Genomic DNA, 21,218 nt, shown 5'->3' on the forward strand with positions numbered 1-21,218 from the left:
AACCAAAAACTAATATCAATTTAAAAAAGTCTTCTAACAATCCTCAATTTTATACTAATTTAGTTCGCGATCGCACTCGCCCACAAAGACACCGGGTTTTTTAACTTTTATTGAGGCTTTTAACCGCGTGTATTTGGATTAAAAAACCAAGGTGACGGTCAACCGCGCGATCGCAAACTAGAATTATTAAAAGTGGCAGATATCCGCGCCGGAGACGGCATTGCCCTCTCCTTACAAGAAACTACGCTCAAGGTTTTCTGTTGAAATTTATTCTTTAATCTCAAATCTCAAATCGTTATGACTGTTAATTATGGAGTGGTGCTGGTAACTGCGGCATCGGAGGCGGAGGCGGAGAATCTCGCTAAATCTCTAGTTGAACACAAGCTGGCTGCTTGTGTTAGTTTGTCTCCAATTCGCTCGATTTATACTTGGCAAGGCGAGATTCAAGCCGAGTCAGAGTGGCAGTTGGTAATTAAAACTGATTTGGCTAAATTTGAGGCTTTAAAAACAAAAGTTCAGGAACTCCATTCTTATGAAGTTCCCGAAATTATTGCTATTCCTATTATCGCTGCCAGCGATGCTTATCTCAATTGGCTGGGACAATCTTTAAGTTTGTAGCCAAGACTTTAGTCCTAAATTATCCAATAAAGAGGGACTCAAGTCCCTACTAAAAATGGTCAGAAACCTACGAATTATGACTGGTAGGACCGATGACGCCGATTTTGTGGCGAAAACTTAGTTCGCCGCCGAACCAGCCTGTAATGCCCAGCAAGGTTGCTACGACGATCGAAATTGCTAAACCTGTATATACGATCGGCTCAGCCGGATTTCCTTGTCGCAACACCAGGTTAATCAGGGTAAGTACCATAACCGCCACATTGCCGCCCATGTGCAACCAACCGGCACTGCGATCGCGCACTCTTTTAACTTTGAAAAAATCTAAAAAGCCCGTGATTGCTGCCAAAATCCCCGCAGCAAAACCCACACCCATCAGCCAAACCGAAGCTCTCGCCCAAAACGGATCGCTTGTCAGCCAATAACCGATGTCCGTGCCGGCGGCTCCTACTAAAAAGGCTACCGGAAAGATGACGATGATGGGGTGGATGGGATGGCCTGCAACTGAAAGCGTACTCGTAATGCCGGCGTCGCGATATTCTGCGTCGTCACTTTCGAGAATCGGCGGCAGATTGGGATAGGGCGTACTATTTCTGGGATTTGTTTCCATGATTCCTACAGATAACTTTTGTACAACTAAGCCATTTTTATTGGATTGAAATTAATCCCAAACCCGCTCGCCATTTTCGTCAACGCGGGCCTGCCGAATTACGTCAGAAATTTCGTCGGCGTCTTTGACGTGGTGCAAAGCTTTCTTTTCCCCATCCGGTTCTTCTACAACCACATAAGTTGGAACTGTAACAACATCTCCCGTGATGTCGGGCACGTGGTCTACCGCCAGTTGCTGGGCTTTTTCTTCGATGCTTTGCGGTTCCTCGGAAATCCGATCGCCCGGATTGACAGTGCGCTCCATATCTTTGCCTGGTTTGTCGATACTCATAAAACCCCTCTGGTGTTTCTAATTTTTTGCTGACGCTGGCTGTAATTCCTACTATTGAACGAAAAATCTCCCTGCACATACATCTCCCGAGGGGTGGAAGTTTCATTTATGCCGATCGCAGGCAGCCTCTTCCTGTAGGTAGAGGCTTTTCGGCTGGTTCGGAAAAAAACCTAAGCTAAAATCTAAACATAATATTTTCCTTCCCTTTTAGTTGCCCATGAAAAGTTACGATTGGATTGTTGTCGGCGGTGGCATTACGGGTGCGTCACTGAGTTACGAACTGGCAAAAAAAGGTTTTGGTGTGCTGCTTTTGGAACGAGATCCTACCATGCAAAATGCTACTCGTTTTAGTTACGGCGGCTTGGCTTATTGGTCGGGTACGACTGATTTAACTCGACAATTGTGTGGGGAAGGTATCGAACGCCACCGCAATTTATCGGCGGAATTAGATGCTGATACTGAGTTTCGCGAGTTGGATTTGTTGCTGACAATTGATGCAGGCTGTGATGCCGAAAAAGCGGCGGCTAATTACGCGCATTTTGCGATTCCTCCGCAGCTTTTGAGCGTTGCAGAAGCTGGCGAGTTGGAACCTTTGCTGAATAAAAGTGCGATCGCCGGAGCTCTGACTGTGCGTCACGGTCACATTTCGCCGACTTCCACAAATAAAGCTTATTGTCAAGGGTTTCTGCGGTTGGGAGGAAGTCTAGAATTTGCTGAAGTAATTGGGTTGATAGAAGAGGGAAATCGGATTTCTGGAGTCAAGACGGCGCAGGGAATTTATTGTTGTGAAAATGCTGTTGTTTGTGCTGGAGGTTGGAGTCGGAGTTTCCTAAAAGCCGCTGGTGTTTCTGTGGGAGTTTATTTTACTCACACGGAGATTTTGGAAACTGCACCTGTGGATTTGAAACTCAGGACTTTGGTGATGCCTGCGGTATTAAAACGTTTTGAATTGGAAGCTGAATCGAGTAGAATCGAGGTGGATTTTCTTTGGAATGAACCGGGTAAAGAGTTGCTGTCGCCTATTTTAGATTCGGGTGCAATTCAGTTTAATGATGGGAGTTTGCGGATCGGGCAATTGTCTCGCAGTTTGAGCGATTTGAATGCTAAAGTCGATCGCCAAACCAGCGAAACGGCAATTCGTGCAGGAATCGCCAAGGTTTTGCCTGCTTTGGCAGGTTTACCGGCAACTTGGCACGAGTGTATTGTGGCATTTAGCGCTGATGATTTGCCCGTAGTGGGGCCGATTGCCGATCGCCCTGGATTGCACGTTTTTTCGGGTCTCAGCAATCCTTTGGCTATTGTACCTGCTTTGGCTGAGCGATTTGCTAATTGGGCGGGGGGAGAAGAAGATAGGGCGATCGAGCTTTTATCTCCCGATCGATTTATCGCAGAAGGAAGAAGGAAGAAGGAAGAAGGAAGAAGGAAGAAGGAAGAAGGAAGAAGGAAGAAGGATAGATGACTACTAACTAATGACTAATGACTACTGACTAATGACTCATTACTAAAAAAGGCAGCGCGACAATAAATGTAGTACCTTTACCTAGTTCACTTTCCACACTTATTGTACCGCCGTGCAGGTCAACTATGTGTTTGACAATGCAAAGTCCCAACCCCGATCCTTTAATCTTGCCGACATTCCCACCCCGTTCAAACTGCTGAAATAATTTCCCCTGATATTCCGCTGTCATGCCAATCCCTTCATCTCTAACGCAAAAAACTACTTGTTTACCCTCACAGCTTAATTCTAGACATATATTCCCACCATTAGGAGAATATTTTATAGCGTTTGACAGCAAATTAGTGAGGAGGTGTTGCAGCAGTTTTGCATCCAGATTGGCTTGGATTTTTTCTGTTCGATTGCGGAAAGCTACTAAGTGTTTTTGAGTAGCGAGTGGTTGCATTTCTTCTAAAATAGATTTGCACAAATCAATCACATTTACCGGATTTAAGTTCAAGGAAAGTTTTCCGGATTCGGCTTTGCTGAGCATTAAAATTTCCTCCAGCAATTCACTCATATTGCTGACGGCTTTTTTTATCCGCTCGACATTTTTATTGGTCGTTCCTGGGGTTTTATGCAATTCGCTATCTTCCAACATTTCAGCCGATAGCTGTATGGTAGTTAAAGGAGTGTTTAAATCGTGGTATGCCATTGAAATAAATCGAGACCTGTTTTCGCTTTTTGCTGCTGCCAATGCAATTAGTTGTTGCATTTTAACGGCTTCTTGATGTTTGCTCAGCGCTATCTTAATGGTGGCGTGCAGTTCTCTTTGTTTAAACGGTTTGAGGAGGTAGCCGTAAGAGCCAGTCTTTTCGGCTCGCTGCAAAGTTTCGTCATCGGCATAGGCAGTTGTATAGATAATTGGGATATCTAATTCTTGATTGATTATTACTGCTGTTTCTATGCCGTCAATGTCGCCTTTGATGACTATATCCATTAAGATTAAATCTGGTTCCAGTTCGCCTGCGCGCTGGATGGCATCGGCTCCTGAAGAAACGATGTCTGCGATTTGATATCCCAATTTTTCTAATTTTTGGGCTAAACTTTTAGCAATTAATAGTTCGTCTTCGACAATCAAAATATTAATTGCTTTTTCTGCTAAATCCATGATTTTAGAACCTTTGAGAGTAGTTTAACTCGTTAAATTTTAGGTGGAAGGCTGTGCCATTTTGTCTTGACATTTCGATGTTTCCTTCTAACTGCTCAGTTAAAGTGCAGACAACTTGAAAGCCCATTGAGTTAGTTTTCCGAAAATCTAAGTTTTGAGGAAAGCCGATGCCGTTGTCCTTAACTAAGAGGTTGATCTCTCCATCGCCCGTTTGATAACATTCTACACTAACTGTACCGCTAGTGCCATTAGGAAAAGCGTGTTTGAGGGTATTTGAAACCAATTCATTGGCAATTAAACCGCAGGGACTAGCAGTTTCAATATTTAGGGAAATTGGTTCAGCTAATACCTGCAACTGAATGTGATTGTCACTAATATTGTAAGAGTGAAACAAGTTACTTACTAAATCTTCGAGATATTCGCCAAAATTGATTTGCGCCAGGTTAGTCGAGCGATACAGTTTTTCGTGAATCAGAGCCATAGAGTAAAGGCGATTCTGACTTTCTTCAAACATCTTGGCTATTTGCTGTTCGGCAACTGTGTTAGATTGCAATTCTAACAGACTGGCAACTACGCAGAGGTTGTTTTTGACGCGGTGGTGAATTTCTTTGAGCAAAATTTCTTTTTCTTTGAGGGAGTTTTTCAAATTTGCTTCCGCTTGTTTGCGTTCGCTCAATTCAGCTTGCAGTTGCTGGTAGAGTAGAGATTGCTGAATGGCGATCGCTAATTGATTCACCAACTGGTGAAATAAATTGATTTCCCATTCTTGCCACTCACGAGGGCCATCGCATTGGTGGGCAATCAGCAATCCCCAAAGCCGGCTGTGCTGAATAATCGGCACTACTAACTTTGCCCTAACTTGAAGTTCTTTCATAAACTCCATCACACAAGGTGTAATGCTGGGAGAATCTAGTTCGGAAATCGCAGAAATTCGCCCTTGCAAATAAAGCTGATAACTTTCAATCGGAAAAACCTCTTCGCCAAAACATCTATCCACGAGTTGGCTGCATCCTTCTGCCACGGCTTCAGCAATGACTCGCCCGCCCTTTTTGGGTAAAATTTGATAAACCAAAACTCGATCGGCTAACAATACTTGCTGGAGTTCGGCAACCGTAGTGTTGAGAATTTCTTCTAATTGCAAAGACTGGCGGACGCGACGGGCGATCGCCTCCACGAGCCGTTCTCGCTCGAATTGCTGTTGCAGCGCGATTTCGGCATATTTAGAATTGGTGATCTCGGCGGCGTAACCAATAATTTCGATCGGAATGCCCCTGCTGTCAACCAATAGTTTCTGTTCCGTCCGCAGCCAGCGGTAAAGTCCATCTCGGTGCAGAAAACGGTACTCGCAAATGCAATTTTTACCCTCGGACAAATTAGAAAACTTTTCTAAAAATAGTCGCCGGTCTTCAGGGTGAATCCGGCTCGACCAAATTTGAGAATCTGCTAACAGTTCTTGGGGTTCGTAGCCAACGATTGCCTTAACGTTGTCGCTAATGTAAGTAGTACAAAAATCTCCTGTAGGTGCGGCAGTAAAAATTACCGCCGGATTAGAAGCCAGTAAAAATTGCAGGCGTTCTTTTAACTGCTGAAATTCCATTTCTGCCCGCTTGCGATAACTGATATCTTCGATCGCCTCCATGCTGTAGAGAGGAATTCCCTCGCGGTCGCGGATCAGCGTCACCGTCAAGTTTGCCCAGATCAGCTCGCCATTCTTCTTAATTAAGCGTTTTTCGATCCCGAAACGAGAAATATTGCCGCAGACCAACTCCTTGACTTGCTCCAATTCTGCTTGTAAATCTTCTGGATGCGTCAGTTGAGTAAAAGTCATGGTCGCCAACTCCGAATCGCTGTAGCCCAACATCTGGCGGTGAGCTTCATTCACTTTGATAGTGCGGTAGTCGCGCACGCTTGTCAAACCGATCGCGATCGGAGCATCGTCAAATAAGTTGCGAAACTTTTCCTCGCTCTTTTGCAGTGCTGCTTCTGCCTGTTTGCGAGCGGTAATGTCTCGGGCAACCCACATCACCCGATCGAGATCCAGGGGCGAAACACTGGCATCAAACCAGAATAACTTGCAGCCAATTTCCATGCTGTATTCAACTCTGTGGGTTTGCCTAGATGCCAATGTTTGGCGAATGTGGCTCAGCACAAAATTAGCTTCTGCTTCTGGGAAGATTTCGGCGAGGGTTTTGCCCAGGACTTCATTAGCCTGTTTGTACAGCAATTCGGGAGCCGTGGGGGCAATTTTGAGGTAGCGGCCTGTTGCGTCAAAAACCAGCACGATATCCGTCATGGCATTAAACAGCGCCAGCAGTTCGGCTTCGGAGTTTTGGAGTTTTTCTTCGGTCAATTTGCGATCCGTAATGTCGGTGTCAGTGCCAGTCAGCCGGTAGGGCTTGCCGGAAGCCGATCGGATCGCGCTGCCGCGGGCAAGTATCCAGCAGGTGCTGCCGTCTTTGCGCAGCATCCGGTGTTCAACTTCATAACTTTCTGCCACACCCTCTAGATAAGCCTTTACTGCTTCCTCGACTGCAACTCGATCGTCGGGATGAACGTGAGACACCCAATTTTCCATGCGGTTGGGAATCTCTGCGTCCTGATAGCCCAACAAAGCTTTCAAAGACGGAGCAATGTAGATTTCGTCGGTTTCCAAATTCCAGTCCCAAACCCCCACTTTGCCTGCGGATACTGCCAGTTCGTACCATTGAGTCCGCTGCTGGACTCGCAGTTCTAACTCTGCATTGAGCTGCTGCAAAGCGATTTCTGTTTGTTTGAGCTCCGTGACATCCCGACCTGCTGCTTGATACTCGACGATTTGTCCGCTCTCGTTGAATATAGCCCGATCGATCCACTGCTGCCAGCGAATTTCCCCGCTCGGCAAAATTACTCGGTGTTCGCAAGTAAAAATAGGCTTGTCGGGAGACACAGAAGTATATTGCTCTTGAAAAATTTCTCGGTCTGGTTCTGGGATCAGCGGCATGAAGCTATTGCCGAGCAAGTCGAACGGTTGCACCCCGAAATAACGGCAGTAAGCTTGATTGACAAATGTGATTTTACCGTCGGGGAGATAGCGGCAAATCAGTTCGGTTTGGTCTTCTACAATCGCCTGGTAGCGCGCCTCGCTTTGCAGCAGGGCATTTTCGGATTTTTTGCGATCGCTGACTCGTTTTTCTAGTTCACAATTGCCGTCTAAAAGTTCGGATTGTTCCGGGATTTTGGCCGCTTCTTTGTGCAGTGTCTCGATCCAGCTATACATTGCTGGGCGAATCCTTTTTTCGGTTACTAAACCTACGGGCTGACCCCGTTCATCCACAATTGGCAAGCAATCAATCGAGTTTTGACAAAATAGCTTAAATGCGGTGAAAAGATCTCTAAATTCTGATTCTTTTAAGACAATTAAATTCCGCGTCATTGCATCGGCAACTTTCATGTCTTGCCATTCGTATTCGGCGGCTAAGTTCAGCACATCTTCCGGGCTTAGCAGTCCGACTAGCTGATTTTTATCAACAACTAAGACGGAACTAATCGATGGTTTTACCGTTTCGTTTGAGTGCGGCGGTGAATTAGACGGCGGACAAGGGTCGATCGCCCCACGCATCAGGGCGATCGCATCCCCGAGGCAAGTGGAGGGCGCAACCATCACAGGGTGGCGCTCCACAACTTCGTCGGGCGATCGTAAATTTGCTGGCAAATTAGCAAGTTGCATCAGTTTTGGCCAAAAAGTATTGCTCATTAACTTTAGCAACACTTTTTGTCATCAGCCAGAGGACTGATGACTGATGAGTTATGACCGATCTTATTTTTGCCTAAGGAGAATATAAGTTTTCATTTCCCCTTTGCCTTTAACTTCAATAATTCCTCGCTCCTGAAACAAATATTTGTCTGCCACTAACTTATAAGTTGTTTCGCTGACTTGAATCCGCCAAGGCAAACCCTGAGATTCCATGCGGGAAGCAATATTTACCGTGTCGCCCCACAAATCGTAAATAAACTTCTTGATGCCAATTACTCCGGCAACAACCGGGCCGCTGTGAATGCCGATGCGGATGCTAAAATATTTATTATGGCTAGCATTAAATCGGGCTATTTCTGCTTGCATATCTAGGGCCATTTTGGCGATCGCCTCTGCGTGGTCTGCCCTGGGTTCAGGCAGTCCTCCTACTGCCATGTATGCGTCGCCGATGGTCTTGATTTTTTCTAACCCGTGCCGTTCGCACAAAAGGTCGAATCCTGAGAAAATCTGATTGAGGATCTCCACGAGTTCGATCGGATTCATGACGGCAGACAAAGCAGTAAACCCCACTATGTCGGCGAACAAAACAGTCACTTCCGGAAAGTATTCGGCAATAGTAGTTTCGTTTTGCTTGAGGCGTTCTGCTATTGCCTTGGGTAAGATATTTAACAGCAGGTTTTCTGATTTTTCTTGTTCTTCCCGCAGGGCATCTTCTGCTTGCTTGCGTTCCGTAATGTCATGGTAACTCCAGACTCTGCCGATAATTTTCTCTCCGAGCCGCTGCGGTTGCGAATAGCGTTCAAAAAATCTGCCATCTTGAAATTCCAACAAGTCGTAACTTTCGGCTTTTGGCTGTTCGTAAAGCGATTCTATTCTCTCTTGAAATGCTTGGGGATCTTTGAGTTGGTTCAGGACAAAGGCGATCGTTGCGGCGTCGTCTCGGAGTGCCATCACTTCATTAGGTATGCCCCACATTTCCACAAATTCTCGATTGAAAGTGACTATTTTTCCTCTGCTGTCAATAGCTAAAATACCGTCCCCAGTAGAATCAAAAGTTGCTTGCAGCAGGGACACAGATTTTGCGAGGGCGTCTTCTGCCATCTTTCGAGCAGTAATGTCTCGCAAAATAGCGCGAACCGCTACTAGCGAACCTTCCGCAAATTTACAGCTTATGCTACCTTCCAACAAAATTTGTTCGTGATGTTTAGTAATAAATATTGCTCGAATTGAGTCTGGACAAAGTGTATTTTCATTTACGTTTTTATTGATAATAGCTTGATACAATATATCCAGAGACTCTTGGGAACTGTTGGGATGAATAATATCAAACACAGTCATTTGAGCAATTTCTGCTTCGCTGTAGCCCAGAGTTTCCCGCCAAGCCCGATTTACATACAAAAAATGACCGTCGGCTCCAATACTTTGAATTAAGTCTGTAGCATTTTCAAATAAGTCTCGCAGTTGTTCTTCGCTTTCCCGCAAAGCTATTTCCGCTTGCTTGCGCTTGATAAATTGACCCAGTTGGCTGCCGATGGTTGCCATTGTCTGAAGCAATTCTTCATCAAAACACTGCACTTCCCGGCTGAAAAAAATCATTACCCCCAACACAGACCTAGCAGAATTTTCCTGCTCGTAGTCGCCCAAAATTGGGAAGCCAAAAGCTCCGTGCAGTCCTTCTTGGGCGGCGATTTCTCGGCGCAGACAACAGTCGCTTTCTGTGACATCTGCAATCCACTGAGAGGAACCGCTGGCCCAAATGAGACCGGGCAATCCTTCACCAAACGCACAGGTCATTTGTTCGGTAAATTCGGCAAATTTGGGGATAGAAACTGAGCGTTTTGTCCAACTGGCGACGCACCGCAAATTGGGGTCGGAAACCGCAGTTATTCTCTTAGTTTCTGACAGCAGTTTTTCCCCAGCTTCTGGCATCCAAAGTTCGGCAGTATCCCATCCCAAGCTGTCGCAAATTGCGGGGAGAATTGCTGCTAGAGCTTTTTTGATTGTTTCGGATGCCGACAGGATGCGGGTGGTTGCGTACTGAACTATTTGTCGCTGGCGGGCGCGCTGTCTATCTGTCACATCGCGGCCGATGTACACGAAATCTTGAACGGCGACTCTTGCTTCAAAAATGCCTTTAATGTCAGTAGAAATCGCCGTACAGGAAAACGAAACTGTTAGCTTTTGTCCGTTTTTGGCCCGGCAAATTACTTCGGTGTTAGTTTGAGATTGTTGAGGCGGATCTTGGCTGACTGCTTGCAAAGAGGAGCCAACAGCAGCAAGAGCGTCTATTTGCTGGCCTACTAATTCTGATTCGCTGTAACCGAACAAATCTTGAGCCGCTTGATTGACTTTTTTAATTTTTCCCAAGGCTGTTGTTACCAATAAAACTTCGACCATTGAACTAATAATTTTTTCAACATAATTATTAGTAGCGGCTAAGGTAGTCAACAAAATATTCATTTCATTGGTAGCTTGGACTAGAGTTTGTTCCAAACCCATCCTGTCGGTTACGTCTTCAAAAAATATAATTAATCTCTGATAATTATCGTCATCGGTGAACTCGACGATATACATATCAAAATAAAGCTGCAAGCCATTTCCTAATACCCGCGCGATCGCTTTTAATTCAAAATTGGGCAAACGTCTTTCAAAAATATCGATTAAAATTTCTTCAGCTCCCACCAATTCGGGAAAGGGAATGCGGACATCGTTGCCGGCGACTACTTCCTCGGGACTATCGGCAAACCGCTGCACTTTGAGAGAAATTTCTTGGATTAAAAAGTCTTTATCCAGCGCTAGGTACTCCAAGTGGTGGGGAACTAACAGTTTTTTAAATAAGGTTTTCATGTAAGATTTGTAGTAGTGAATGCGCCCTCTGTTGTACCGAATTATCTGAAATTAATCTATTTATCTCTGTTTGTAAAATGGAATTTTGACTACAAAGGTAGTGCCTAACCCTGTGTCGCTGGAAAATTCGATTTGACCTCCGTGCAAGTCTACACACAGCTTCACTATGGATAAACCCAGTCCTGTACCTGGTACTTTTCCGACATTTTGCGCTCGGTAATAAGATTCAAAGAGTTGTTCTCTGTCTTCGATAGGAATGCCAATGCCTGCGTCTTTAATTTGAAATTTAGCTTCTTCATTGTCACAATTTAATTCAAAATAAATATTGCTGCCTATCGGCGAATATTTGACAGCGTTTGACAGCAAATTTGTCAAGATGTGCCGCAGCAATTTTGCATCGAGTGCGGGCCAGTTTTGCGTTTCCTCCGACTCGTTCTCTATTTTTTTTCCGGGCGGAACTAACACGGGGCAAATAAAATTAATTGTATGATTTTTTGCGTAACTAATTTTAATTGATTCTACTAACTCGCTGCAAAATTTTTGTAAGTCAACTGGTACGGGATTGAATTCGAGTTTTCCGGCTTCGGCGCTGCTGAGCAACCGCACGTCATCTAATAGCTGAGCCATGTGTTTAGATGCTGATTTAACGTGTTCGAGGTATTCTTGTTTTTCCGCGTGGGTGATTTGGTCGCCGTAGTCTTGGAGGATTTTAGTAGCAAATAATATTGTATTTAAAGGATTGCCAAATTCGTGAGCGAGCATCGAAAAAAAACGAGATTTTACCTGTCTGAGTTCTTGCTCTTTTGCCAAGGAGCGGCGAATTTCTATTTCTTGTTGCTTGCGTTCTGTGATGTCCCTGCCGATATAGATGAAATCGTAAAGTTCCTGTAATTCTGTCTGAATTGCCGCACAGGAAAATTCTACCCAAATTTCTTTTCCTGCTTTAGTAGTGCAGATTACTTCCAGTTCTTTTAGCAGCTCTTTATGAGACAAAATATAGCGGTGGCGAGCTTGGTAAAGCAATTTTTCTTCGACTACTATTGTGGAGAGGGGGCGGCCGAGCAATTCTGCTTCGCTGTACCCAAATAACCATTGTGCTGATTGATTGACTGTTTTGATAGTTCCTAATGTTGTTGTCACCAACAAAGCATCGCCCATAGAGCGAATAACTTTATCTATATAATCGTTAGAAGCGGCTAAGGCGCTCACCAAAAGATTAGCTTCATTCGCCCTCTGAATCAACGATTGTTTCATCACCATCTTTTCGGTGGCATCTTCAATCAAAATTAGCAATTTACTGGGCACATCTTCTTGTTCGTCTTCATGTTTGATAGCCAACATATCAAAGTATAAAGGGCGGTTGTGGTCGGCAAACCGAGCGATACCTTTGAGATCAAAACTCGGCAGCCGTCCCATAATGATAGACATGAGGATATTTTCAATGCCAATCAGTTCTGGAAAACTCGTGCGAGCATCTGCACCGGGTATCGCGTCGCCCGGAGTATCGGCATAATTGTGGACTTCGGCGGAGGTTTCCTGAATGATGAAATTGTGATTTACTACCAAATACTCTGTTTGTCGCGGACCTAAGAGCTTTCTAAAAAGGGGATTCATGCTTGTTCTACCATTGTGTAAGCTAGTTTATAGAAGATTTCGTCAACGTCTTTGCCTGTTTTAGCAGATGTCGCGTAAACTGCTATTACTTTGTCTTGACCTATCGAATGGGAGATTTCCACTAGCACCCCCAATTTTTCCTCGTCAATCAAGTCTACTTTGTTCAAAGCGATGATTATTGACCCTTTGGGATTGACTGAAGAAAAAAGATGAATGTGTTCGGAGATTCGCTCAACTGTTTCGGAGCGGCTGACATCGGCAACGATTAAAACGCCGCTAGCTCCCTGCAAGTAAGTCGGTGCTATTCCTTTGAATTTTGTATGCCCTTCTAAATCCCAAATTAGCAACTGTGCAGTCACGTTTTCCCGCTGTTTTACGCCTTCTAATTCTACGCTTTTTCGGGAAATTTTTACTCCCACAGTGGACAGGTACTGGTCGCTGAATTGCCGATCGACAAAACGGCGGATCAGGCTGGTTTTGCCGACGCCAAAATCGCCGATCATGCACATTTTTTTAGATATAGTAACTGACATAATTATTTACTGTTTACGGTCTTAGTTATTGGTTCAAATAGCACGCATCTGCTTAAAAGGCGCGGTTGATTGGGTTCCACGTCGGCAGGAGGATTGGGGTTGCCGACGGTTTGGAGGCGCTTCGGGTCAGCACCTTGTCGCACTAAAGCATCTCGCACTGCTTCGGCACGCTTGAGCGACAACTGTTGATTTGTAGCAAGTTCCCCAGTTCGATCGCTGTGTCCAATTATCTTAATATGTTTTTGAGGATATTGAGCCATGAAATTTTTGACACTGGCGATGATTTCTCCATATGTAGAGTCTAATTTTGTGGTTCCTGGCTCGAAGTAGATGCGGCTTGTAATTTTCAGGGGATCTAATTTAACCGTACTGATGACCGACTGAACACCGGGAATTTGCTTCAAGGACTGAGCTATTTTCTGTGTGTCTGCTAGGTCTATAACTGTGCCATCTACTGTAACTTTGCGATCGCCATACCGACTAGAAATAGAAACGCCCGACAAGCGGTTCAAAACAGCGGTGATCCGCTGCACTTCCGCCGCTGCCAAAACAGGATCTGGGGGTACATCTACAGCAACAATTTTATTTTCTAATTTCAGATTGGGTGCAGTTGATGCAGCTATTTTTGCAGCTTTTGCCCGCAATTGTGCATTTGGCAACTGTCCGGTTAACTTGAGAGTGTTGCCTTCAACGTCGGCATTTAAGCGGTAAACCGCTAATTCTGGGGTCGATGCTAAAGCTAAAGCGGCATTTGCTTCGAGGCGGCGGTCAATGCTGCGGTGGTACTGATAAATTCCCCAAGGTACTAAGATTAAGCTCAGGGCTGCTAAACTGATAGCCGCTAGGGCGATCGGGGGTTTTGTTGATTTTTCTTTGTGAAGCGGGTCGAATAAATTTTTTAGGAACGGGTGCAGCGACTCCGGTATAGTACCGGGATCGCCGTTAAACTCGTGGATTTCTTGAGCGTAATTAAGGATCAGATCACTAACTGTTTGCCGCAGTTTTTTGATAAACAAATGTGGCGGTTCTCCTTTAATCACGACTGCCATGTAGCAGTATCCCGCTACTTCTAGCATAATCTTGGAGTCGCCGTATTCAATTTGATTGAGTTCTGAAGCTTCTCCGGGTTCAACGATGCACTCGCTAACAAAGCTGCGAATAGCTGTGAGCATTCCTGCTACCATTTCTGATTCTAACTGGTAGCTTTCTGAGTTTTGAACTTCGGAAATTATCAAGCCAGATGCTTTGTGAATTAAGAATGCTGCTTGGACGGTAAAGGGTACTGATTCTTGGAGGATTAATTCAGCTTCGGAGACTCGTTGTACTTTGGAGCGAATTTTTCTCTGGAATCCTTCGACGCTGATGGCATTGGACACTTTTTCATTGATTGTCTTGATAGCTTCTGCCATGTATCGGGCAATTGTACTGCCAATTACGGGATAGAGGGCATCCACCATAGAGTCGCGTTCGAGTTTTATTTGGGCTGTAATCGCTTTGCCCATTTCCGGGGCGAGGGCCTGGGCGATCGACTCTTGGTCGAGGCGAATTTGCTCTTTAATTGCCAGACCGATTTCTGGGGCGATCGCCTTAGCAATATCCGCTGGCGAATTGACTATTTGTTGAGCAAGTGCGTCGGGAAGCAGCTCAGCTATTGCCGCACTCATTGCCGACTTGTTTTCCTGAGTTTTTGCCCTAATCACTTCGTCAATAATTGGCCCGATCGCCTTGACAACTTCTTCTCTGGAGTCGGCAATTTTGCGGCTGAGAATTTCTGCGATCCAAGGCAGCATCAACTCAATCAACTCTTGGGGTTCGTAGATTTGGTGCTCCAATTTTCCTAATTTATCGTCGATTTTTGCCATCAGGTGGCGCACCCCCGGCAAGTCGTTTTCTGCCAGAAGATTTTTGACTTGCTCGATATCCGACATTTTTGAGCCGAACATCAGATTTTGCAGCCTTTCCATCGCGCTGTCGGCTTCATTTAAGTCTTGTTTAATTTGGCCTAATATTTCTGTCGGCTGTTCTAGTAAGTTTGGGATTTCTAAAGCCGAAGCCATCGCAGCATCTAAATATCCAGTTTCTGGTGGATTTGAGACTGGGGAAACTATGGGGTTATGGGGAATTACCGAGAATTTTGACTCGGTTTCGGGAGGGGAAACATCCTGTAAATGCCGATCGAAGCCGTGGGATTTTTGAGCCTGTACTTCCTGTAGAGAATCTTTCATTGTCAAGTCAGACAACTCTGGGAGTGGCTCTGATTTCTCCTCCAAATCCGGCTGGACGATCGCTGAAACATCTATAGTTTTAGCTGATGAATAGTCTTTTTCCAGTTCTGAAGAGTTGAGTTTGTGAGTAGCGAACAGCAAATTTTTGAACTCGTCTGCAACAGCCAGGGAATCGCCAGACTCCGGTTTGCGATCGCCAGTTTCGGGCAGACTCGCTGCAACTTCCTCTTGCTTTTCTGAAGAAATACCTAACAAATCCATCAACCCGCCGAGAGCCCCAGCTCGATCGTTTTCGCTGCTGCTGTCACCTTCGGGCTCTGCATTTTGCTGGTTTGAACCAGCAATAATTTTGAGATCGACTAACAGATTCAGCAAGGGTTCTAGCTGGGTTGCTGCATCGGCAGCGGACTCGTCAGGTTTAGAAACAAAACCCTCTAACTCATCTTCGTCAGCCGGATTTTCTTTCGGTAAAGCCATGCGTTATTATCCGTGATGGTGGCGCTCCGGCAACAGAAATTCGTTATTTAACTTATTATCAGCAACGCCTTTAAGTTCGGGAACAAATTCTGTTCCTTTGAGCCTCATGCCGAGTTCAAACAGAATTTCTGCCATGTCGTCTCTGGAAACTTTAACATCTCTGAGCATGGAAAAGCGGCGATCTAGTTCTTCAAAAACCTGTGTTTTTAATGTGCGAGTTTCTTCGGAGAGCCGCTCTCTGTTTTGGGAGAGTTCGTTGCGAAGCGAACTGGTTTGATTGTCGATCGCCTCGTCGAGGGCTTCAATGCTGCTGGAGAATTTGCGGTTAACGCGATCGACTTGCTGACGGATGTCTGCGCTTTCTTCTTGGGTGTTTGAGGTGAGCGATTTAACTTTCTTTTCTAACGAATCAACTGCCGCCTTCATTTCTGCCGACAGAACTGTTTTTACTTGTTCGATGCGAGCTTGCATATCTTGCTGCATCATCGACAAGTCGGAATCTATTTTATCGAAGCGATTGTCGTATTCTCTAAGCTGCGCTCCAAAAATTATATCGCGAATCTGGTCGATATTTCCCAGCCGTTCGCGCATTTCTTCTTTAGTTATTTCTGCCATGCTTGTACCTGGAATCTCCAGAGATTGTGAGTTTAAGAAGTGTGCTAGTGATTTACGACAGTTGTTAGTGCACTAGCTTTTTTGAGTGGGCGGGCTTTTATTGTTTGAACTCTCACCCTTGCGTCGGGGATGGAATTTTTGAGAATATTGACTCTAAATATCCTGAGATTCAAATTATTGAGCCAGGTTTTGTCACCACAAATGAATGGCGGTTTGCTATCCTTGCCTTGCAGCAAGCTCACAGAAGCGTAGACTGCTATAAAGCGGGGTAGGTTTTAATGTCTTGACTGACATCTTCAATCATATCGCATCTTGACAGTGCCTCATACCACAGGGCTTGAGCCCCGGCAAAAAGCTGCGGCCGCGATCGCACAGGTCTTATGTATAAGATATAACTCAAAAGCTGCACCGATCGATCGCCGATCGACTCTGAGGGAAGTTTCTTTTCAGCAAAAAGCATTTATGCAGTCGAACTCTGCCCTCTCTCCCTCTCTAACCCTCTCCTCTTGCGATCGCCCTATAACAATTCATAGGGCCCGATCGACAGCGATCGGACCCAATAATAGGAGAGCTTTGTTTTTTTTAACAAACGAGATGTGTTTCCGATTGAGAACTGTTACTTACTAGGGTTTACAACTTGTGCAGCTTTACTTTTAATTTGCAACTACAACTAAGTCTGACTCGACTGCGGTTTGGCTTGACTGCTCGATCGGCAGTTCGCCACTATTCCAAGTTGTGTTCGGTTAATTTCTGCTGCGCCTGGGAATCTAGACCGGAGACACCATGCCTATATCCTCGAACTTTCTTTCTAAATATAGCGACCTCCTTTCTCTTTCTGTCCGGGTGTCTATTATTAAGTTAGCACGAGCTTTCCAAGCAGTAAAGCACTATTTGCAAAACTTGATAGGTCTTTACATTACTAAGTATAATGATATAAATATCCACATAGATGTAAGTTCTATTGCTGCTACATCTTTACATACTTAACTGTTTTTGTCATGTCTATTTCTCCTAAGTTTCTCAGTGGCAGCCAAATCCGCCAAACATTCCTCGACTTTTATGCTCAGCGGGGACATAAAATCTTGCCGAGTGCTTCTTTGGTGCCCGAAGATCCGACTGTGTTGCTGACGATCGCCGGAATGCTACAATTCAAGCCGATATTTCTCGGACAGCGCACCGCCGAATCACCGCGCGCCACGACTTCTCAAAAGTGTATCCGCACCAACGACATCGAAAACGTCGGCCGCACCGCCCGCCACCACACGTTTTTTGAAATGTTGGGTAATTTCAGTTTCGGGGATTATTTCAAGAAACAGGCGATCGCCTGGGCGTGGGAACTTTCCACGGAAGTTTTCGGTTTACCAGCGTCCAATTTGGTTGTTAGCGTTTTCCGAGAAGATGACGAAGCTTTTGCGATTTGGCGCGATGAAATTGGCATTCCGGGCGATCGGATTCAGCGCATGGGAGAAGATGACAATTTCTGGCAATCCGGCCCGACTGGCCCCTGCGGCCCGTGTTCGGAGATTTACTATGATTTCCACCCAGAAAGAGGCGACAATATTGACCTCGAAGATGATAGCAGGTTTATTGAATTCTACAACCTGGTTTTCATGCAGTACAATAAAGATGCAGAGGGCAATTTAACACCGCTGCAAAATCAAAATATTGATACTGGAATGGGACTGGAACGGATGGCGCAAATCCTCCAGAAAGTCCCCAATAATTACGAAACAGATTTGATTTTTCCGATCATTCAATCGGCGGCGGAAATTGCCGGGATTGATTACCACAATAGCGATGAAAAAGTCAAGGTTTCGCTGAAAGTAATTGGCGACCATATTCGGGCTGTGGTGCACATGATTGCGGACGAAATTCGCGCGTCGAATGTGGGCCGGGGTTACATTTTGCGGCGGTTGATTCGCCGGGTGGTGCGCCACGGGCGGCTGATTGGAATTCAGGGCGAATTTACGGTGCGGGTGGCTGAAAGTGCGATCGCCCTTTCGGAAGCAGCTTATCCGAATGTGCGGCTGCGGGAAGCTCAAATTAAGGCGGAATTGGCAAGGGAAGAAGCGCAGTTTCTCAAGACTTTGGAACGCGGAGAGAAGCTGCTGGAGGAAATTGTCGATCGCACAAAACAGCAAACCAACCAACAAATCAGCGGTAAAGATGCTTTCACTCTTTACGATACCTACGGTTTCCCCTTAGAACTGACTCAAGAAATTGCTGAGGAACAGGGAATTACTGTGGATTTAGACGGCTTTGAAGCGGCGATGAAGGAACAGCAAATTCGCGCTAAAGATGCTCGCCAAACAATCGATTTGACGGTGCAGGGTTCTTTGGATAAGTTGGCTGAAACTATCCAGGGAACTGAGTTTGTCGGTTATGCTGAATTGTCGAGTTTAGCTGAGGTGGAAGTTATCTTGGTTGACGGCAAATCTGTGGAGGAAGCAGCCGCAGGCACTGAGGTACAAGTTGTTTTGAACCAAACGCCGTTTTATGCTGAATCCGGCGGACAAATTGGGGATAAAGGTTATTTGAAAAGCGGAGATAATGGTGATGGTTTGTTAGTAAGAGTTGATGATGTGAAGAAGGAATCGGATTTCTTCGTGCATTTCGGCTTTGTGGAACGGGGAACGCTGAGAGTTGGCGATAGTATTACTGCGAAAATTGACAATAGCGGTCGCCGCCGAATTCAGGCCAACCACACAGCAACTCACTTATTACAATCAGCTTTGCGAAAAATTGTGGACGATTCGATTTCGCAAGCTGGTTCGCTGGTATCGTCTGAGAGATTGCGGTTTGATTTCAATTCTCCCCGCGCTGTCACAGCAGAAGAGTTGCAGAAAATTGAGGATTTAGTTAATAGTTGGATTGCTGAGGCGCACGCTGCGGTCGTTGCAGAAATGCCGATCGCCCTTGCGAGAGAAAAAGGCGCGACTGCGATGTTTGGCGAGAAGTACGGCGACGTGGTGCGGGTTATCGATTTTCCCGGCGTTTCGATGGAATTGTGCGGCGGAACTCACGTCAGCAATACGGCAGAAATCGGGCTGTTTAAGATTGTTTCCGAAGCGGGGGTAGCGGCGGGAACTCGCAGGATTGAAGCGGTTTCCGGTCAAGCTGTTTTAGATTATTTGAACGTGCGCGATAAGGTGGTGCGCGATTTGGGCGATCGATTTAAGGCGAAGCCTGAAGAATTGCCGAACCGGATTACTAATTTGCAGAATGAGTTGAAGGATACTCAGAAACATTTGGCTGCTGTGAAGTCGGAATTGGCGATCGCGAAATCCGACCAGTTGCTGAGTGCGGCTGAGGCGATCGGCGAATTCAAAATCATTGTAGCTCAATTGGGAGATGTGGATACGGAAGCGCTGAAAACTGCGGCGGAAAGATTGCAGCAAAAGTTAGGAAATGCTGCGGTTGTTTTGGCATCAATTCCTGAACCGGATAAGGTAAGTTTGGTGGCTGCTTTTAGTCCTGAAGTCAATAAGAAAGGATTGCAAGCTGGCAAGTTTATCGGGGGAATTGCTCAAATTTGCGGCGGAAAAGGCGGCGGGCGGCCGAATTTGGCGCAAGCTGGGGGACGCGATGCAAGTAAGTTGCAGTCAGCGTTGGAAAGTGCTCGCAATTTGTTAGTTGAAGGGTTGGTTAATTAGGAAGAAACTCGGCCGTTGAGACATCCGGCGGTTGAAACTGCGGCTACACAGACAAAACCCGCAAGGCAAGGGTTGAAGATTCCACCCGGTGATTTTTAATCCCCGGATACCCTCTTCGTCCGCGTAGGCGGACATTGTTTGTGTAGCCGCGATTTCCAATCGCCGGGGGCATCATAATCAATTAATCCCTAATCCATCCGTGTATCCGTGTCAAAACCCGTGTCGTGCCATAGTTTGTTTTTCCCCCACAATAAATGTAAAATATCTCAAAAATGAGTAGTCCAATGAACGAAAAACAAACTTATCTCGCCCTGATTCAATCCCTCCTCAATTCCCCAAGGGACGAACAAATCGCGATCCTGCAAAACAATCTCGAACTAATCGATGATAACTTCACCTCAGTTTTGCGCGAGTGGGCTACTCAAACTCTGGCAGAAATTGAGTTTCGCCAAGCTACAAACCTTACTATTAATATTCTTAAGTTCAGTGATTTGATTCAAAAGTTTCCGCTGGGAAGTAAGAGCAGCAATATGGAAATTGCCATTGCAGGCTATGAGGTGGGACTGCAAATTTTTAAGCGAGATACTTATGCCCAAAATTGGGCAGCTATTAAAAATAATTTGGGAGAAGCTTACAGTGACAGAATCAAAGGAGGACGGAGTGAGAATATCGAAAAGGCGATCGCATTTTATGAAGCTGCTTTACAAGTTTACACCCGCGCAGCTTTCCCCGAACAATGGGCCGGTATTCAAAATAACTTGGCTGGTGCTTACAAAAATAGAATCAAAGGAGAATGGGGTGAGAATATCGAAAGGGCGATCGCATTTTATGAAGCTGCTTTACAAGTTCGTACCCGCGATGCTTTCCCGCAAGATTGGGCGATGACTCAAAATAATTTGGCAATTGCTTACAGAAATAGAATCAAAGGAGAACGGGGTGAAAATATCGAAAAGGCGATCGCATTTTGTGAAGCAGCTAGTGAAGTTCTTACTCGCCCTGTTTTCCCGGAACAATGGGCCGCTATTCAAAATAATTGGGCTGCTGCTTACAGTAAGAGAATCGAAGGAGAACGGGGTGAGAATATCGAAAAGGCGATCGCATTTTATGAAGCAGCTAGTGAAGTTCGTACCCGCGATGCTTTTCCGCAAGATTGGGCGATGACTCAAAATAATTTGGCAATTGCTTACAGTCACAGAATCAAAGGAGAACCGGGTGAGAATATCGAAAGGGCGATCGCATTTTATGAAGCAGCTTTACAAGTTCTCACCAGCGATGCTTTTCCCCAAGATTGGGCGATGACTCAAAATAATTTGGCAATTGCTTACAGTCACAGAATCAAAGGAGAACCGGGTGAGAATAT

At 45.4% G+C, this 21,218-nt stretch carries 14 protein-coding genes; 4 read left to right on the forward strand and 10 right to left on the reverse strand.

What is annotated here, in order from left to right:
• The first annotated feature begins 297 nt into the window (after positions 1–297).
• A complete protein-coding gene (cutA, locus tag QUA54_RS08810) occupies positions 298–618 on the forward strand; it encodes a divalent-cation tolerance protein CutA (protein WP_333414198.1) in 321 nt (106 codons plus the stop codon).
• Positions 619–685: 67 nt separating this feature from the next.
• Here cutA and QUA54_RS08815 read toward each other — a convergent pair whose 3' ends face one another.
• The gene (locus tag QUA54_RS08815; RefSeq protein WP_172190182.1) at positions 686–1,225 is read right to left on the reverse strand and encodes a DUF2231 domain-containing protein; all 540 of its coding nucleotides are present in this window, start codon (positions 1,223–1,225) and stop codon (positions 686–688) included.
• 51 nt (positions 1,226–1,276) lie between these two features.
• A complete protein-coding gene (locus QUA54_RS08820; RefSeq protein ID WP_172190183.1) occupies positions 1,277–1,555 on the reverse strand; it encodes a hypothetical protein in 279 nt (92 codons plus the stop codon).
• Between the two features lie 217 nt (positions 1,556–1,772).
• On the opposite strand from QUA54_RS08820, the gene QUA54_RS08825 reads away from it, so the two are divergent.
• Positions 1,773–3,014 (forward strand): FAD-binding oxidoreductase, encoded by a 1,242-nt coding sequence (locus QUA54_RS08825; protein WP_333414199.1) that lies wholly within the window; start codon positions 1,773–1,775, stop codon positions 3,012–3,014.
• Between the two features lie 28 nt (positions 3,015–3,042).
• Here QUA54_RS08825 and QUA54_RS08830 read toward each other — a convergent pair whose 3' ends face one another.
• From QUA54_RS08830 to QUA54_RS08865, 8 genes are all read right to left on the reverse strand, one after another.
• A complete protein-coding gene (locus QUA54_RS08830; protein WP_333414200.1) occupies positions 3,043–4,161 on the reverse strand; it encodes an ATP-binding protein in 1,119 nt (372 codons plus the stop codon).
• Between the two features lie 4 nt (positions 4,162–4,165).
• Positions 4,166–7,894: a PAS domain S-box protein gene (locus tag QUA54_RS08835; RefSeq protein ID WP_333414201.1), complete on the reverse strand. Its 3,729-nt coding sequence runs from the start codon at positions 7,892–7,894 to the stop codon at positions 4,166–4,168.
• 63 nt (positions 7,895–7,957) lie between these two features.
• Positions 7,958–10,741 (reverse strand): adenylate/guanylate cyclase domain-containing protein, encoded by a 2,784-nt coding sequence (locus QUA54_RS08840; RefSeq protein WP_333414202.1) that lies wholly within the window; start codon positions 10,739–10,741, stop codon positions 7,958–7,960.
• A gap of 60 nt (positions 10,742–10,801) precedes the next feature.
• Positions 10,802–12,355: a PAS domain-containing sensor histidine kinase gene (locus tag QUA54_RS08845; protein WP_333414203.1), complete on the reverse strand. Its 1,554-nt coding sequence runs from the start codon at positions 12,353–12,355 to the stop codon at positions 10,802–10,804.
• Positions 12,352–12,888, reverse strand: coding sequence for a Rab family GTPase (locus tag QUA54_RS08850; protein ID WP_333414204.1), 537 nt, complete (start codon positions 12,886–12,888; stop codon positions 12,352–12,354). Before QUA54_RS08850 ends, QUA54_RS08845 begins: the two co-directional genes overlap by 4 nt.
• A gap of 2 nt (positions 12,889–12,890) precedes the next feature.
• Positions 12,891–15,590 carry an OmpA family protein gene (locus QUA54_RS08855; RefSeq protein ID WP_333414205.1) on the reverse strand — a complete coding sequence of 900 codons (2,700 nt, stop codon included), beginning with the start codon at positions 15,588–15,590 and terminating at the stop codon, positions 12,891–12,893.
• A 6-nt stretch (positions 15,591–15,596) separates the two neighbouring features.
• Entirely contained in the window at positions 15,597–16,205 is a 609-nt protein-coding gene (locus QUA54_RS08860) for a hypothetical protein (protein ID WP_333414206.1), read from the reverse strand.
• A gap of 256 nt (positions 16,206–16,461) precedes the next feature.
• Positions 16,462–16,665 (reverse strand): hypothetical protein, encoded by a 204-nt coding sequence (locus QUA54_RS08865; protein WP_333414207.1) that lies wholly within the window; start codon positions 16,663–16,665, stop codon positions 16,462–16,464.
• Between the two features lie 538 nt (positions 16,666–17,203).
• Between QUA54_RS08865 and alaS the strand changes: the two genes are divergently transcribed.
• Positions 17,204–19,858, forward strand: a complete 2,655-nt coding sequence (gene alaS, locus QUA54_RS08870; RefSeq protein ID WP_333414208.1) for an alanine--tRNA ligase — start codon at positions 17,204–17,206, stop codon at positions 19,856–19,858.
• A gap of 284 nt (positions 19,859–20,142) precedes the next feature.
• On the forward strand, positions 20,143–21,218 hold a 1,076-nt coding region (locus QUA54_RS08875), incomplete at its 3' end, for a tetratricopeptide repeat protein (protein ID WP_445301540.1).

Origin of the sequence: Microcoleus sp. MOSTC5, from assembly GCF_036701825.1 — a bacterium.
Classification (GTDB): Bacteria; Cyanobacteriota; Cyanobacteriia; order Cyanobacteriales; family Microcoleaceae; genus Microcoleus; species Microcoleus asticus.

Excerpts from the sequence above, each read along its gene's own strand:
- QUA54_RS08845 (WP_333414203.1), bottom strand. The coding sequence starts at position 12,355 with ATGAATCCCCTTTTTAGAAAGCTCTTAGGTCCGCGACAAACAGAGTAT.
- QUA54_RS08860 (WP_333414206.1), bottom strand. The coding sequence starts at position 16,205 with ATGGCAGAAATAACTAAAGAAGAAATGCGCGAACGGCTGGGAAATATC.
- QUA54_RS08835 (WP_333414201.1), bottom strand. The coding sequence starts at position 7,894 with ATGAGCAATACTTTTTGGCCAAAACTGATGCAACTTGCTAATTTGCCA.
- QUA54_RS08855 (WP_333414205.1), bottom strand. The coding sequence starts at position 15,590 with ATGGCTTTACCGAAAGAAAATCCGGCTGACGAAGATGAGTTAGAGGGT.
- cutA (WP_333414198.1), top strand. The coding sequence starts at position 298 with ATGACTGTTAATTATGGAGTGGTGCTGGTAACTGCGGCATCGGAGGCG.
- QUA54_RS08830 (WP_333414200.1), bottom strand. The coding sequence starts at position 4,161 with ATGGATTTAGCAGAAAAAGCAATTAATATTTTGATTGTCGAAGACGAA.
- QUA54_RS08850 (WP_333414204.1), bottom strand. The coding sequence starts at position 12,888 with ATGTCAGTTACTATATCTAAAAAAATGTGCATGATCGGCGATTTTGGC.
- QUA54_RS08865 (WP_333414207.1), bottom strand. The coding sequence starts at position 16,665 with ATGCTTTTTGCTGAAAAGAAACTTCCCTCAGAGTCGATCGGCGATCGA.
- QUA54_RS08825 (WP_333414199.1), top strand. The coding sequence starts at position 1,773 with ATGAAAAGTTACGATTGGATTGTTGTCGGCGGTGGCATTACGGGTGCG.
- QUA54_RS08815 (WP_172190182.1), bottom strand. The coding sequence starts at position 1,225 with ATGGAAACAAATCCCAGAAATAGTACGCCCTATCCCAATCTGCCGCCG.
- QUA54_RS08820 (WP_172190183.1), bottom strand. The coding sequence starts at position 1,555 with ATGAGTATCGACAAACCAGGCAAAGATATGGAGCGCACTGTCAATCCG.
- QUA54_RS08840 (WP_333414202.1), bottom strand. The coding sequence starts at position 10,741 with ATGAAAACCTTATTTAAAAAACTGTTAGTTCCCCACCACTTGGAGTAC.
- alaS (WP_333414208.1), top strand. The coding sequence starts at position 17,204 with ATGTCTATTTCTCCTAAGTTTCTCAGTGGCAGCCAAATCCGCCAAACA.